The sequence below is a fragment of the Streptomyces sp. NPDC002125 genome, assembly GCF_053593715.1.
In genome coordinates this window covers 161,361-176,108 of record NZ_JBSFDD010000014.1, presented here as the reverse complement: position 1 = coordinate 176,108, position 14,748 = coordinate 161,361, and the positions used below count along the sequence as shown (strand labels likewise).

Annotated in this window: 15 protein-coding genes; 9 read left to right on the top strand and 6 right to left on the bottom strand. The window is 71.5% G+C overall.

The window, feature by feature from the left end; all coding sequences use genetic code 11:
* Positions 1–690: a nucleotidyltransferase domain-containing protein gene (locus ACWCQM_RS23895; protein WP_450917180.1), complete on the bottom strand. Its 690-nt coding sequence runs from the start codon at positions 688–690 to the stop codon at positions 1–3.
* Positions 691–749: 59 nt separating this feature from the next.
* Positions 750–1,160, bottom strand: a complete 411-nt coding sequence (locus tag ACWCQM_RS23890) for a Rieske (2Fe-2S) protein (protein WP_450917179.1) — start codon at positions 1,158–1,160, stop codon at positions 750–752.
* 222 nt (positions 1,161–1,382) lie between these two features.
* On the opposite strand from ACWCQM_RS23890, the gene aroH reads away from it, so the two are divergent.
* The 5 genes from aroH to der all read left to right on the top strand — a co-directional run bounded on the left by aroH (position 1,383) and on the right by der (position 5,854).
* Complete coding sequence (aroH, locus tag ACWCQM_RS23885) at positions 1,383–1,745, top strand: chorismate mutase (RefSeq protein ID WP_450917178.1); 363 nt, start codon at positions 1,383–1,385, stop codon at positions 1,743–1,745.
* Entirely contained in the window at positions 1,742–2,827 is a 1,086-nt protein-coding gene (locus ACWCQM_RS23880) for a prephenate dehydrogenase (protein WP_267076517.1), read from the top strand. Before aroH ends, ACWCQM_RS23880 begins: the two co-directional genes overlap by 4 nt.
* Positions 2,828–2,949: 122 nt before the next feature.
* The gene (gene cmk / locus ACWCQM_RS23875; protein ID WP_450917177.1) at positions 2,950–3,666 is read left to right on the top strand and encodes a (d)CMP kinase; all 717 of its coding nucleotides are present in this window, start codon (positions 2,950–2,952) and stop codon (positions 3,664–3,666) included.
* The gene (locus ACWCQM_RS23870; protein ID WP_073751146.1) at positions 3,663–4,331 is read left to right on the top strand and encodes a lysophospholipid acyltransferase family protein; all 669 of its coding nucleotides are present in this window, start codon (positions 3,663–3,665) and stop codon (positions 4,329–4,331) included. The genes cmk and ACWCQM_RS23870 overlap by 4 nt, the downstream gene beginning before the upstream one ends.
* A 53-nt stretch (positions 4,332–4,384) precedes the next feature.
* Positions 4,385–5,854, top strand: a complete 1,470-nt coding sequence (gene der / locus ACWCQM_RS23865; protein WP_073751148.1) for a ribosome biogenesis GTPase Der — start codon at positions 4,385–4,387, stop codon at positions 5,852–5,854.
* 70 nt (positions 5,855–5,924) lie between these two features.
* On the opposite strand, the gene ACWCQM_RS23860 is transcribed toward der, so the two are convergent.
* Both ACWCQM_RS23860 and ACWCQM_RS23855 read right to left on the bottom strand, forming a co-directional pair.
* Positions 5,925–6,230 (bottom strand): hypothetical protein, encoded by a 306-nt coding sequence (locus ACWCQM_RS23860; protein ID WP_450917176.1) that lies wholly within the window; start codon positions 6,228–6,230, stop codon positions 5,925–5,927.
* A 137-nt stretch (positions 6,231–6,367) separates the two neighbouring features.
* Entirely contained in the window at positions 6,368–7,150 is a 783-nt protein-coding gene (locus ACWCQM_RS23855) for a hypothetical protein (protein ID WP_450917175.1), read from the bottom strand.
* A 301-nt stretch (positions 7,151–7,451) separates the two neighbouring features.
* Between ACWCQM_RS23855 and ACWCQM_RS23850 the strand changes: the two genes are divergently transcribed.
* Both ACWCQM_RS23850 and ACWCQM_RS23845 read left to right on the top strand, forming a co-directional pair.
* Positions 7,452–8,732 carry a glycosyltransferase family 4 protein gene (locus ACWCQM_RS23850; protein WP_450917174.1) on the top strand — a complete coding sequence of 427 codons (1,281 nt, stop codon included), beginning with the start codon at positions 7,452–7,454 and terminating at the stop codon, positions 8,730–8,732.
* Positions 8,733–9,176: 444 nt separating this feature from the next.
* Entirely contained in the window at positions 9,177–9,392 is a 216-nt protein-coding gene (locus tag ACWCQM_RS23845) for an I78 family peptidase inhibitor (RefSeq protein WP_450917173.1), read from the top strand.
* 66 nt (positions 9,393–9,458) lie between these two features.
* Here the strand turns inward: ACWCQM_RS23845 and ACWCQM_RS23840 are convergent, their stop codons facing one another.
* The gene (locus tag ACWCQM_RS23840; protein ID WP_450917172.1) at positions 9,459–10,496 is read right to left on the bottom strand and encodes a phosphatase PAP2 family protein; all 1,038 of its coding nucleotides are present in this window, start codon (positions 10,494–10,496) and stop codon (positions 9,459–9,461) included.
* A 476-nt stretch (positions 10,497–10,972) separates the two neighbouring features.
* Between ACWCQM_RS23840 and ACWCQM_RS23835 the strand changes: the two genes are divergently transcribed.
* Entirely contained in the window at positions 10,973–12,685 is a 1,713-nt protein-coding gene (locus ACWCQM_RS23835; RefSeq protein WP_450917171.1) for an MFS transporter, read from the top strand.
* A gap of 89 nt (positions 12,686–12,774) precedes the next feature.
* A complete protein-coding gene (locus ACWCQM_RS23830; RefSeq protein WP_450917170.1) occupies positions 12,775–13,992 on the top strand; it encodes an acyl-CoA dehydrogenase family protein in 1,218 nt (405 codons plus the stop codon).
* A 22-nt stretch (positions 13,993–14,014) separates the two neighbouring features.
* Here ACWCQM_RS23830 and ACWCQM_RS23825 read toward each other — a convergent pair whose 3' ends face one another.
* The gene (locus ACWCQM_RS23825; protein ID WP_450917169.1) at positions 14,015–14,455 is read right to left on the bottom strand and encodes a cell division protein SepF; all 441 of its coding nucleotides are present in this window, start codon (positions 14,453–14,455) and stop codon (positions 14,015–14,017) included.
* Between the last annotated feature and the right edge of the window lie 293 nt (positions 14,456–14,748).

Sequence of the window (14,748 nt, the reverse complement as noted above, 5' to 3'; positions counted from 1 at the left end):
CTACCCCGCCGAGGCCCTCCGGGTACGGACCAGGAAGGCCTCCACGCGCTCCCGGTCCGGCTCCAGGGGCAGCGGGGACCGGGTGGCGGCCTCGTCGCTCTCCTGCGCCAGCCGCGTCATCGCGCGCTCCACCTCGTCCCACGGGACCTCGCCCCGCTTCACCGCCAGCAGATGCTCCCGCCGGTCGCCCACGTCGATCACCAGCTCGCCCGTACGCAGCAGGTCCCGGCAGCTCTCCAGCAGCCGCAGCAGGTGCATCGCGTGCTTCCAGCGCGGCTCGCCGTGGAGGCGGACATCCGCCTCCAGCTTCCGCCGCTGGCCCAGTGCGTAGCGCACGAACGTGGTGTGGGCCTGACGTGACAGGAAGGCCGCGCGCAGAGCGACGAGCTCGCGGCCCGTGGCGTCGGCGTGCTCCACCAGCGGCGAGTGCAGGCACTCCAGCACATTGGGATTCGCCCGCAGCGCGAGCTCGCAGAAGCGCTCCAGCTCCCAGGAGAACTGCTCGTCCGCCGGCCCCTCGACATGGGTCGGCGGCTTGGTGAAGCCCCAGAACAGCGGTGTCGGCGCGAGGAAGACCCCACGCCGGTCCGTATCGCTGTCCTCGGTGGCCAGTCCGAAGGCGCGCGAGCCCATCACACAGGAGTAGACGGTGTGATCCCGCACGAGCCGTGTGCCGTCAGGGGTGATCATTCGCGCGAGCGTACGCAGTCCCGCCGACGGCCGCGCCCCTTTTTCCGGCCGGACGGCCCTCAGCCCTGACGGATGCTGTCCCCGTCCACGGTGATCTTCTCGGCGGGCAGCGCGCGTGTCGCCGGGCCCTGCTCGACGGCCCCGTCCGTGATGCTGAACCGGCTGCCGTGGCACGCGCAGTTGATCGTGCCGTTCTCGACCGTCGAGACGATGCAGCCCGCGTGGGTGCACACTGCCGAGAAGGCCTTGAACTCACCGTCGGCCGGCTGGGTCACCACGATCTTCTGCTCCTTGAAGATCGTGCCGCCGCCGGCCGGGACGTCGGAGGTGCTGGTCAGTTCCGCGCCGTCGGACGCGGGGGCGGAGCTCTCGTCGCCGCCCCCGTCGCCGTCCGACGAGCCGCAGCCGGTCACGAGGGCCGCGGCTCCCGCCGTCCCCGCGGCCAGGACCGTCCTGCGTCGTGCGTTCATGGCTCTCCTCGTGTGGTGGTCGCTGAGAGGCATCGTGGCGCCCCCGGCCGCCCCGGCGAAGCCACCGCGCCCGGGAGCCTGCCGCCATCGCCGCGTTCCGCGCGGGGAATCCCCCGGGAGGCGGGCACCCGCCGCGTCTCACGGACAGAGCGGGGTGACCACGCCTCCCGCCGCCCCTCTAGGCTGAAAGGGCACGCAGCACGAGGCGACGAGGGGTACGACGTGGCGGTACGAGCGGTCCGTGGGGCAGTCCAGCTGGATCGGGACGAGGCCGGGCACATGGACGAGCGGGTGAGCGAGCTCCTCACCGCGGTCCTGGAGCGCAACCAGCTCGTCGCCGACGACCTGATCAGCGTCTGGTTCACGGCCACCCCCGACCTGCACAGCGACTTCCCCGCGGCGGCCGCCCGGGGCCTGGGCATCGTCGACGTACCGCTGATCTGCGCGCAGGAACTCGACATCACGGGGGCCATGCCCCGCGTGGTCCGCATCCTCGCCCATGTGGAGACGTATCTCTCCAAGGCCGAGATCAACCACGTCTACCTCGGCGCCACCGGCGCCCTGCGCAAGGACATCGCCCAGTGAGAACAGCCCTCGTCATCGGAACCGGCCTGGTCGGGACCTCCGCGGCCCTCGCCCTGGCGGGGCGCGGCATCCAGGTGCACCTGGCCGACAGCGACGCCTCCTCGGCGCAGACCGCCGCCGCGCTCGGAGCCGGCACCGACGAGGCCCCCGAGGGCCCCGTCGACCTGGCGGTCGTCGCCGTACCGCCCGCCCACACCGCGTCCGTGCTCGCCAGGGCCATGCGCGACGGGGTCGCCCGTGCCTACCTCGACGTCGCCAGCGTCAAGGGCGGCCCGCGCCGCGAGCTGGAGGCGCTCGGCGTCGACCTCGCGCCGTACATCGGTACGCACCCCATGGCGGGCAAGGAGCGCTCCGGCCCCCTCGCCGCAACCGCCGACCTCTTCGAGGGCCGGCCCTGGGTCCTGACCCCGACCCGGGAGACCGACACCGAGGTCCTCAACCTGGCGCTGGAACTGGTCGCGCTCTGCCGCGCCGTCCCGGTCGTCATGGACGCCGACGCCCACGACCGCGCCGTCGCCCTGGTCTCCCACACCCCGCAGCTGATCTCCTCGATGGTCGCGGCCCGGCTGGAGGAGGCCGACGAGACCGCCGTACGCCTCTGCGGGCAGGGCATCAGGGACGTCACCCGCATCGCCGCGTCCGACCCCCGGATGTGGGTGGAGATCCTCTCCGCCAACCCCGGCCCGGTCGCCGACGTGCTGGCCGGCGTCGCCGCCGACCTGGACGAGACGGTACGGGCGCTCCGCGGCCTGCAGTCCGGCGACGAGGACAAGCGCCGCAGCGGCACCGAAGGCATCGAGGACGTCCTGCGCCGGGGCAACGCGGGCCGCGTCAGGGTGCCGGGCAAGCACGGGGCCGCCCCGGCGTCGTACGAGATCGTCGCCGTGCTCATCAGCGACCGGCCGGGCGAGCTGGCCGCGATCTTCGCCGACGCGGGCAAGGCCGGGGTCAACATCGAGGACGTCCGCATCGAGCACGCCACCGGCCAGCAGGCCGGACTGGTCCAGCTGATGGTCGAGCCGAGCGCCGCACCCGCGCTGAGCGCCGCCCTCAGGGAGCGGGGCTGGTCGATCCGCCCGTGAGGAGCGCACGGGGCGGGCCCCGGAGACAGGGGTGCAAACGCGCTTCGCGCACTCGGTAACCTTGTGGGGAGGGCGCCCCGGTCTGCCCTGCCCCGCTCAGCCCGCCCCCGCGTACCAGGAAGGTGTCCACCACCGTGGAAACCGTAAGCGCCGCCGCCCGGACCGCCCCGGCCGCAGTGATCGTCGCCATCGACGGCCCCTCCGGCACGGGCAAGTCGAGCACCTCCAAGGCCGTCGCCGCCCAGCTCGGCCTGAGCTACCTGGACACCGGCGCCCAGTACCGCGCGATCACCTGGTGGATGCTGAACAACGGCATCGACGTGCAGGACCCGGCGGCGATCGCCACGGCCGCCGCCAAGCCGGTCATCGTCTCCGGCACGGACCCGTCCGCGCCGACGATCACCGTCGACGGCGAGGACGCCTCCGGCCCGATCCGCACCCAGGAGGTCACCTCCAAGGTCAGCGCCGTCAGCGCGGTGCCCGAGGTGCGCGCCCTGATCACCGAGCTGCAGCGCTCGATCGCCAAGGAGGCCGAGCGCGGCATCGTCGTCGAGGGCCGGGACATCGGCACGACCGTGCTGCCCGACGCCGACATCAAGATCTTCCTGACCGCCTCCCCGGAGGCGCGCGCCGCCCGCCGCAGCGGCGAGGTCAAGGGCTCCGATCTCGCCGCCACCAAGGAGGCGCTGATCAAGCGGGACGCCGCCGACTCCGGCCGCAAGACCTCGCCGCTCGCCAAGGCGGGCGACGCCGTCGAGGTGGACACCACGGAGCTGACCCTCACCCAGGTCATCGAGTGCGTCGTCACCCTCGTCGGGGAGAAGCAGGCCGCGAAGTGACCGAAGCCACCGCCGCGCCCACGCTGCGCGGAGCGGCCGTCGGGCGCGGGATCGGCATCGGGCTCATGTACGGGCTGTTCAGGCCCCGTGTGCTCGGCGCGTGGCGGGTCCCCGCCTCGGGACCCGTCATACTCGCGGTGAACCACGCGCACAACATCGACGGGCCGATGCTGATGGGCACCGCGCCCCGGCCCGTCCACTTCCTGATCAAGAAGGAGGCGTTCGTCGGCCCCCTCGACCCGTTCCTGCGCGGAATCGGGCAGCTGAAGGTGGACCGTACGACCGCCGACCGCACCGCCATCACGCAGGCACTCGGCGTGCTGGAGGACGGCGGGGTCCTCGGGATCTTCCCCGAGGGCACCAGGGGCGAGGGAGACTTCGCCTCCCTGCGTGCGGGGCTCGCGTACTTCGCGGTGCGCGGCGGGGCGCCGATCGTTCCCGTCGCGGTCCTGGGAAGCACCGAGCGGCGCGGACGGTTGATATCAGCACTGCCCCCGCTGCGCAGCCGGGTGGACGTCGTCTTCGGGGACGCCTTCCAGGCCGGTGACGGCAGCGGGCGGCGGACCAGGAAGGTGCTGGACGAGGCGACGCTGCGTATCCAGGCCGAGCTGACCGCGCACCTGGAGAACGCCAGGCGTCTCACCGGACGCCCTGTCAAGACCTGAGTAGTGGGCCGCGCCATCGTGGCCCATCGATGATGCAAAGAGGAACGGACTTCATGAACGACCAGATTCACTCCGACGGCTCGGACCACGAGCACGGAGCACTTGGCGATGCCGAGTACGCGGAGTTCATGGAGCTCGCCGCGCAGGAGGGGTTCGACCTCGAGGAGGTCGAGGGCGCGATCGGTGAGGCCGGTCACGGCCCGCTTCCCGTGCTCGCCGTCGTCGGCCGGCCGAACGTCGGCAAGTCGACCCTGGTGAACAGGATCATCGGCCGCCGCGAGGCCGTCGTCCAGGACAAGCCCGGCGTCACCCGTGACCGCGTCAGCTACGAGGCCGAGTGGGCCGGACGCCGCTTCAAGGTCGTCGACACCGGCGGCTGGGAGCAGGACGTGCTGGGCCTCGACGCCTCCGTCGCCGCCCAGGCGGAGTACGCCATCGAGACGGCCGACGCGGTCGTCTTCGTGGTCGACGCCACCGTCGGGGCCACCGACACCGACGAGGCCGTCGTCAAGCTGCTGCGCCGCGCGGGCAAGCCCGTCGTCCTGTGCGCCAACAAGGTCGACGGACAGAGCGGCGAGGCCGACGCCACCGCCCTCTGGTCGCTGGGCCTCGGCGAGCCGCACCCGGTCTCCTCCCTGCACGGCCGCGGCACCGGCGACATGCTCGACGCCGTGCTGGAAGCCCTGCCCGAGGCCCCCGAGCAGACCTTCGGCACCGTGCTCGGCGGCCCGCGCCGCATCGCGCTCATCGGCCGCCCCAACGTCGGCAAGTCCTCCCTGCTGAACAAGGTCGCGGGCGAGGACCGCGTCGTCGTCAACGCCCTGGCGGGCACCACCCGCGACCCGGTCGACGAGCTGATCCAGCTCGGCGGGACCACTTGGAAGTTCATCGACACGGCGGGCATCCGCCGCAAGGTCCACCTCCAGGAGGGCGCGGACTACTACGCCTCGCTGCGCACCGCCGCCGCCGTCGAGAAGGCGGAGGTCGCCGTCATCCTGATCGACGCGAGCGAGTCGATCAGCGTGCAGGACCAGCGCATCGTCACCATGGCGGTGGAGGCGGGCCGCGCCGTCGTCGTCGCCTTCAACAAGTGGGACACCCTCGACGAGGAGCGCCGCTACTACCTCGAGCGCGAGATCGAGACCGAGCTCGCCCAGATCGCCTGGGCCCCGCGCGTCAACGTCTCTGCCGTCACCGGCCGGCACATGGAGAAGCTGGTCCCGGCGATCGAGACCGCCATCGAGGGCTGGGAGACCCGCGTCCCCACCGGCAGGCTCAACGCCTTCCTCGGCGAGATCGTCGCCTCCCACCCCCACCCGGTGCGCGGCGGCAAGCAGCCCCGCATCCTCTTCGGCACCCAGGCGGGCACCAAGCCCCCGCGGTTCGTGCTCTTCTCCTCCGGCTTCCTGGAGCACGGCTACCGGCGCTTCGTGGAGCGCCGCCTGCGCGAGGAGTTCGGCTTCGAGGGGACTCCGCTGCACATCTCGGTCCGGGTCCGCGAGAAGCGCGGCCGCAAGAAGTGATCCGAGGGCGTACGGCGAAGCCCCGGACCACCCGCTCTGTGCGGGGGGTCCGGGGCTTCGCCGTACGCCCTCAGGAGTCCGTCGACCCGGGTGGCAGCGCCGCCGGCCTGCCACGGCCCGCGTGGCGTCCGACCCGCTGCCAGGAACCCGGATTGCCGCCCGAGGCGCTGTGGCTGCCCTGGGCGTTCGCCGCCGTACGGCTGCTCAGCGGTGTGCGGCTGCCGAACATCCCGATGCCGAACGTCCGGAAGCCCAGATTCTCCTCACCGGTACGGTCCCCGGGAAGCGCCCTGAACGAGCGGCGGTACTCGGCGTACAGCGCGTCGTAGATCGGCGTCGCGGACTTGCCGCCCGACGGCTCCCGTGAAGGGCGCATGGCCGGGATGGGGGTCTGCTGCTGGCGAGAAGGGTCGTATGAGTGCACGTAGGTGCCAACGACCTCACCGCCCGTGGGATGCGGGCCGGGCGGAGAAAACGATGTTCGGCGGGCCGGGGAGGGCGGAGCCGTCACCGTCAGGTCCCGGCCAGCGGCATCGTCGCGGCGACCAGCAGACCGTTGATCGCGGCCTTGTCCAGCGCGTCCCGGAGCAGGTCCTCGCGCGGCTGCTGGCCGATGGAGCCCGCCGGTGCGGCGAAGACGAGCACGCTCTGCGACTTGTTCGCCGCCGTACGCCAGCCCTCGGTGACCTGGAGCGGCTGATGGGCCTGCCACCAGGCGACCGGGCTTCCGCCGCCCGCACCCGGCTGGAGCACCGCGTGGAGCTGGCCCATGGCGAGCAGCACCGACCAGCCGGGGAGCACCCCGGGCAGCCTGTTGAGATGGGGCGTGGGCTGGAAGCCCTGCTCCAGCAGCAGCTGGAGGAACTGGTCGCCGCTGCTGCCGTCCGTGCCGGGACGCGCGATCGGCCCCGTCGGTTCGACGACCAGGGCCGGACGGAGGTCGTCCTCGATCAGGACAAGACCGCTGGTGATGCCGAGGACAGCCTGTTCGGGCATGAGGCCCTCCGGATTCTGTGGCTCGCTGCCGGTGATGGACCGCACGGCGCCCTGGAGCTGGTCCTCCGCGACCTGGACGACCTGCGAGGGGATGCAGGTCGCGTGGGCGAAGGCGAGCACGGCGGTCTCGTCGCCCACGAACAGCACCGTGCTGGTGCGTTCCTGGTCGGAGTCGCCGGGAGTGCGGCAGGAGGTGCAGTCGTAACTGCCTGGGGCACTGTCGCCGACGAGCAGCCGGTCGGCTTCGGCGTCGCCGATCTCGGCACGTACGTCCTCGCTGACGTCGAGCATGCGCGGCACGGGTGGCTCCTCGAACTCGGTGCGTGGGCCGGGCGGTTCCCGGCTCATGAAGAGACAACGGACGACCCGGGGCCTGGGTCACGCGCGAATCGGGAGATTAAAGCGGGGGAACCGGCGGGCCGATGCACCGACAGATCGAGAAAGAGACTCGGAGCCGGACATTCCGCCTGTGGGCCCCTGGTGTGCGTGTGCCAGTTCGAAACGTCACGGCTTTGTGCGACTCCTGTGCGAAAGCTGTGCCCCTTCCTGACGCCACGTAAGGTCCGACGCAGACCAGTCGAACAGGGGAAACGACTACGTAATGCATATTTCATTTCTGCTCCATAATGCGTACGGCATCGGGGGAACGATCCGTACGACCTTCACGCTCGCGGGGACCCTGGCCGAGCAGCACGACGTCGAGATCGTCTCCGTCTTCCGGCACCGGGACGACCCGGCGCTCGGCGCACCGGGCGGCGTACGCATGAGGCACCTCGTCGATCTGCGGAAGTCGAGTCCCGGATACGAGGGGGACCACGCCGAACACGCGAAACAGGCTTCGGTCTTCCCGCGCGGCGACACCAGGCACCGGCAGTACAGCAGGCTCACCGACAGGCGCATCGCGGCCCATCTGGGGGCGGTCGAGGCCGACGTCGTCGTCGGTACACGTCCCGGACTCAACATCCACATCAGCAGGCAGGCGCGGCGCGGGCCGGTGCGCGTCGGCCAGGAGCACCTCACGCTGGAGAGCCACAGCTACCGGCTGCGCCGGGAGATGAGCCACCGGTACGAACTGCTCGACGCGGTCACGACCGTCACCTCTGCCGACGCCAGGGACTACCGCGCCAGGCTGCGGCTGCCCGGCGTGCGTGTGGAGGCCATCCCGAACAGCGTGCCCGAGCCGGACGGCCCGCCCGCCGACTGCGACGCCAAGTGGATCGTGGCGGCCGGCCGGCTGCACCGGGTCAAGCGCTACGACGTACTGATCCGGGCCTTCGCCGAGATCGCGGCCGCACGTCCCGAGTGGCGGCTGCGGATCTACGGCGCCGGCGACGCGTCGGGCAACGAGCAGCGGCCGCTGCGCGCGCTGGTCGAGGAGCTGGGCCTCCGGGAGCGGGTGCGGCTCATGGGCTCGGCCGATCCGATGGAGAAGGAGTGGCCCAAGGCATCCATCGCCGCCGTGACCTCCGAGCGGGAGTCGTTCGGCATGACCATCGTGGAGGCGATGCGCTGCGGGGTGCCGGTCGTCTCCACCGACTGCCCGCACGGACCCGCCGAGATCATCGACGACGGGACCGACGGACTGCTGGTGCCGCTGGGCGACACCGGGGCCTTCGCCAAGGCCTTGCTCGGCCTGATCGACGACGACGGGCTGCGGCACCGGATGGGACGCGCCGCGCGGGTCTCCGCCGCGCGCTTCGATCCCGCACCGATCGCCGAGCGGCACGAGAAGCTCTTCACCGAGCTGGCCGCGCGGGGATCGCGGGGCCGCTCGCAGGGCGCGCTGCGCAACGCGCTGCACCGTTCCAGGGGCAGCGCGCTGGACGGGGCGTACGCACTGCGTTACCTGGCCTCCTCGGCGATCCGCCGCGGAAGGGCCTGAACCGGGGGCGCCCGGACCGCCGTCCGGGCGCCCGGCGCCCCGCGTCCCGGACCGTTCCATTCCGCATGGTCCGGCGGTACGGGGCCGCTCTCCGGTGAGGGAGGCGCGGGCGCGGGGCGGCGGGGAGTAAGGGTGGTATAAGGGCGAGTGAATTCCAGGTTGCGTGGTCGTATATTCTCCATTCTGCGCTGCCTGGAAAAGCCGTGGCGCGTGACGGCGGCCCGTGTGCAATTTCATGCCGAAGGGCGCCGGGGTGCCCATTCCGTGAGCGGGTGAATTCCGGTTTCCGGGCGTTCCGGCTGTCCGTTCGGGTGAAGTGCCGCGGAGTAAACGCGCGTGGGGATCCTGTGACACAAGCGTGACCGCCGGGGTACATGGGGTTGCTCCGGCATCCGTGAGCGTGATCGCTTCCGCCCCGGTCCGTGACGGCCTACGGTGAGAGGTATGGCACCTCTACCGAACCTTCCCGCCCAGCCGGACGACGCTCCCGAGTCGTACGTCGGCCTCGACGCCGAGGCCGCGGAGCGGCAGGCCAGAGCCCGTGGCTGGAGCACGGTCCGGGCCCTGCCGCCGGGCACCGTGATCACCATGGAGTTCCGCGGCGGACGCATCAACTTCGAGGTGGACGCCGCGACCGTGACCCGCTGCTGGGTCGGCTGAGAACCCCCCGCACGACGAAGGCCCCGACGGATTGTCGGGGCCTTCGCCGTGTGCTGTCCGGGCAGGTCAGGGGGCGACCGAGCCGCCCGCCACCGGGCGGGCCTGCGTCCCGTTGCTCCGCGGGGCACGGTCCGCGTGCGGCGGACGGCGCGAGCCCGCGGGGGTGACCGGTGTCCGCTCCGAGCGCACGGGATGCGCCTGGTGAGCCCTGGCGCGGGCGCCCGGGTGGCCGGTGGCGCCCTGCGCCTCCGGCACCGGCTCGACGCTCACCGCCTCCAGGGCTCCCTCGGCGCCCGTCCCGCCGCTCAGCGACTGCGGGAGCATGACGGGCTCGGGTGCCGCGGGGGCGGCCGGAGCGGACGCCCGCAGCCTGCGGCGCGCCCGCCACTGCTCGCGCACCGAGAGGATCAGTACCTCGGCGCGCGTGATCAGCGGCTCGAACCACGGCAGGGCCAGCAGGATCAGCAGCCCGGCCGCCCAGCCCAGCAGGACGTCGCTGAGCCAGTGGGTGCCGATGTAGACGGTGGTGAGCCCCACGCCGAGGGAGACGAACGCCGACAGGGCCGACAGATAGCGCCTCGCGCGCGGGGTGGTGGCCAGATAGGCGAGGATTCCCCAGGTCACCACGGCATTGGCGGTGTGCCCGGAAGGAAATATATCGCCGCCGGCGAAGAGCTCCGCCGAGCCGATCTGAGTGGCGTAGTGAGGGCCGAGCCGCCCCAGGCCGAGCTTGACCGCGCCCACCGACAGGTTGAGCAGCAGCAGGGAGGCGCCCAGCGTGAGCAGCGGGCGCAGCGTGTGCTGGCGCCAGGAGCGCCAGCCGAGCCAGGAGGCGACCATCACGGCCGTGGGGCCACGCTGGCCGAGCACGACGTAGTAGTCGAGGAAGGCGTGGAGTTCCGGCCACTGCTGATAGGGCCGGAACAGCATGACCTTCCAGTCGAGGGCCACCAGCCAGGACGAGACCAGCACGGCAACGACGATGGCGACATAGAACGCCAAAGTCCCGCCGAAGAGAGCGATGCGGTGACGACTCATCCGCGGGGTCTCTATCTTCGGCGGTTCCGGCTCCCGGTCCAGACGGGCAAAGATGTCGGTACGCACGCAATGGACGTTACAGCGAGTGAGTGTGTGATCCGGCCGATCCCGCGTCTTTGTGATGACGATGTGATGTGGACTTTGTCTCAGACAGGCATCTATTACCTCTGCTCCGGGGAATCGTTTCGACCCCTCCGGCTATTCGTTCCCCGCATTAATCGCAGAAATGTTTGACCGTCGAAGAAAGCGATGCGGCGTGACACCGCCGACTGTGCGCGGGGCCATTCGGGGCAGGGGCGGGACGATGCCCGGCCGTCCGGCGGGGCCTCCGGCGTGGCGGCGGAGACGTCACCCCGCGTACGCGGTGAAGTGGTGTACGCCACACTCGGTGGCCCGTGAACGTATGAGCTGCACCACGTGTGACCATCTGGAACTCGCGTACTCTGGCGGCTCACTCGCCCGTCGATGCCGGGCCCGGGGGTGCCGGAACGGACCCCAGCAGGTCTGCCGAGCGCGAGGGACACATTGTGGGAGGTACGTACATGACTGGGACGTCCACGGCCGTGAGCAGGCTGCGCGCTGCAGCCGACGGTGCCAACCGCTGGGTCGTCCTGGTCGTCCTCTGCCTCAGTCTTCTGCTGGTCGCGCTCGACGCGACCGTGCTGCACGTCGCCGTCCCCGCCGTCACCGAGGACCTGCGGCCCAGCGCCGTCGGCCTGCTCTGGATCGTGGACGCCTACCCGCTGGTCTGCGCCTCGCTGCTGATCCTCTTCGGCACGCTCGGTGACCGGATCGGCAGACGCCGCGTCCTTCTCTTCGGCTACGCGATCTTCGGGATCGCCTCCGCCGTCGCGGCGGCGGCCGACAGCCCCGGTGTGCTGATCGCGGCCCGCGCGCTGCTCGGTGTGGGCGGCGCGATGATCATGCCGGCCACGCTGTCGATACTCCGCCAGGTCTTCCCGGACCGGCGCGAGCGGGCCCTGGCCATCGGGGTATGGACCGCGGTGGCCGCGGTGGGTGCCGCGACCGGGCCGGTCATCGGCGGATTCCTCGTCGAGCACTACTGGTGGGGCTCGGTCTTCCTGATCAACATCCCGCTCATGGCCGTGATACTCCCCGTCGGACGCTGGCTGCTGCCCGAGTCGCGCGGGGCGGAGGACGGCCCCTGGGACGTGCTCGGCGCGCTGATGGCCGCGGCGGGCGTGCTCGGCGTCGTCCTCGGCATCAAGCGGATCGGCGGCGGCGAGGGACTGCTGAACCCCGCCACCCTCGTCCCGCTGCTCGCCGGGGCGGCGCTGCTCACCCTCTTCGTGCGCAGGCAGCGCCGGCGCGCGCATCCGCTGATCGACATCGCGATGTTCTCCCGGCCCGCCTTCACCACCGCCGTCGGCTGCATCGTGCTGGCCATGCTGGCCCTGGTCGGCCTGGAGCTGATCGCCGTCCAGTACCTCCAGCTGGTCCTGGACCTCAGTCCGCTGGAGACCGGTCTGCGGCTGCTGCCGCTCACCTTCGCCGCGATGGCCGCGGGCGCCACCGGCTCGTACACCCTGAGCAGGATCGGGCCGCGCCGGATGGTCGGCTGGGGCTTCGTGCTCACCGCTGCCTCGGTGCTCCTGCTGACCCTGATGGGCCAGCACGACCGGCCCGTGCTGCTCACCACCGGTTTCGTGCTGCTCGGCTTCGGGCTCCAGTCCACGCTGTTCGGGGCGTACGAGTCGATGCTGAGCGAGGCCCCCGCCGAGCGCGCGGGAGGGGCCGCCGCGATCGGCGAGACCTCCTACCAGCTGGGCGCCGGCCTGGGGATCGCGCTGCTCGGCAGCGTCATGAACGCCGCCTACGCGCCCGGACTCTCCCGGCTCCACGAGGAGGGCGTGCCCGCGTCCGCCGGATCGGCGGCCTCGCATTCGCTGGGCGAGGCGTACCAGGTGGCCGGGCGGCTGGGCGGGCCGATGGGGGAGCTGCTGCGCGACACGGCCCGGCACGCCTTCGTCGACGGTCTGCACCTCACGCTGCTGGTCAGCGCGGGCCTGCTGCTGCTCGGGGCGCTGGCGGCGCTGCGGCTACCGCGCGTCATGGAGTGCCCGCCCGCCGTCACGGCCTGCCGGGAGCCGGTCGCCGAGGTTCCCGCACAGGCGGGCGGGCCGGACGCTGCCGTGTCCGGAACCCGCCGGGAGACCACTGCGCCGAAGCGGCTGCCGCGTCCCGTGCGGCGCGAGCCTGCGGAGGCCACCGGCTCTGGACGGGCCGCACACTGAGCCGTAACGTCGGCGGGGCGCCATAACTACCACTGCTAGTTTCAGTACGGTGGCGCGTTTCCGTACCGTGCGAGCCGCCGGAGGCACCCTTGTCCACCACCGAGTCCTCGAAGCAGAAGCTCCCGCCCTTCGATCCGCGCGACCCCCTCGGCGTCGACGACCTCCTCGCCCCGGAGGACCTCGCGATCCGCGACACCGTGCGCACCTGGGCCGCCGACCGGGTTCTCCCGCACATCGCCGAGTGGTACGAGAAGGGCGAGCTCCCCGGCATCCGGGGGCTCGCCCGCGAGCTCGGCTCGCTCGGAGCCCTGGGTATGTCCCTCCAGGGCTACGGCTGCGCGGGGGCGAGCAGCGTGCAGTACGGTCTGGCCTGTCTGGAGCTGGAGGCCGCCGATTCCGGGATCCGCTCACTCGTCTCCGTGCAGGGCTCCCTCGCCATGTACGCCATCCACCGCTTCGGCTCCGAGGAGCAGAAGCAGCGGTGGCTGCCCGGCATGGCGGCCGGCGAGACCATCGGCTGCTTCGGCCTCACCGAACCGGACCACGGCTCGGACCCCGCCGCGATGCGGACGTACGCGAAACGGGACGGCGACGACTGGATCCTCACCGGCCGCAAGATGTGGATCACCAACGGATCGGTCGCCGGGGTCGCCGTCGTCTGGGCGCAGACCGACGAGGGCGACGGCGGGTCCGGCATCCGTGGATTCGTCGTGCCGACGGGCAGCCCCGGCTTCTCCGCGCCGGAGATCAGGCACAAGTGGTCGCTGCGCGCCTCGGTCACCAGTGAGCTGGTCATGGACGGTGTGCGGCTGCCCGCCGACGCCGTCCTGCCCGGGGTCACGGGGCTGCGCGGCCCGCTCAGCTGCCTCGGCCACGCCCGCTACGGCATCGTCTGGGGAGCCATGGGCGCGGCACGCGCCAGCTTCGAGGCGGCGCTGGACTACGCGAAGTCCCGTGAGCAGTTCGGCAGGCCGATCGGCGGATTCCAGCTCACCCAGGCCAAGCTCGCGGACATGGCCCTGGAACTCCACAAGGGAATTCTGCTCGCCCACCATCTGGGCCGCCGGATGGACACGGGCAGGCTCCGCCCGGAGCAGGTCAGCTTCGGAAAGCTCAACAACGTGCGGGAGGCGATCGAGATCTGCCGCACCTCGCGGACGATCCTCGGTGCCAACGGAATCTCGCTGGAATATCCGGTGATGCGGCATGCGACGAATCTGGAGTCGGTGCTCACCTACGAGGGAACCGTGGAGATGCACCAGCTCGTGCTGGGCAAGGCGCTCACCGGCCTGGACGCTTTCCGGTAGGGCTCTCCGGCGAGCGCCCCGCTCAGCTCTGGTTGAAGAAGCCGTCGGCGGGCCGGCCGGCGGCTTCGCCGGTCACCACCTGGGTGTGGGCGGGAGTCAGCAGGAAGACTCTGGTCGCCACACGCTCGATGGAGCCGCGCAGCCCGAAGGTCAGCCCCGCGGCGAAGTCCACGACGCGCTTCGCGTCGGTGGGGTCCATGGACGTCAGGTTGACGATCACGGGCACGCCGTCCCGGAAGAGCTCGCCGATCCCACGGGCGTCCCGGAAGCTGTCGGGGGTGACGGTGGCGATCCGGCGGCCCGTGTCCTCGGCCTTCTCGGACGCCACCTGGACGCGGGGGTCGGTCACCCAGGCCTGGCCGGTGCCGGTCTCCGCCTCCTCGGAGTACTCGTCGTCGTAGTACCGCTCGTCGTTGTCCTCCACGAGGCCCAGCCAGGCACTCGCCTTGCGCACCGATCCCATGGACGCCTCCTCTCACCGCGGTTCGTTCGTGTTCCGCATCTCTTTCCTATCCCTATGGTCGTCCATGATGCGGATACAGCGCCAAGGGGATAGGCGGCGCGCACGCGATTCGTGACGCTACTGGTGCAGAGCATGTGGCGATTCGTCAGGGTTCCTCCCGCATAAGGGGGGTTGCAAAAGGAAAATATGATGCGCCGGGCCGTACGGGTGACATGGCGTGCGTACGGGTGAACGGAGAGCTCGGTACGATGCACGCCGCGCGGGCGCACGAGTGCCGCGGCATCGGTTGAACG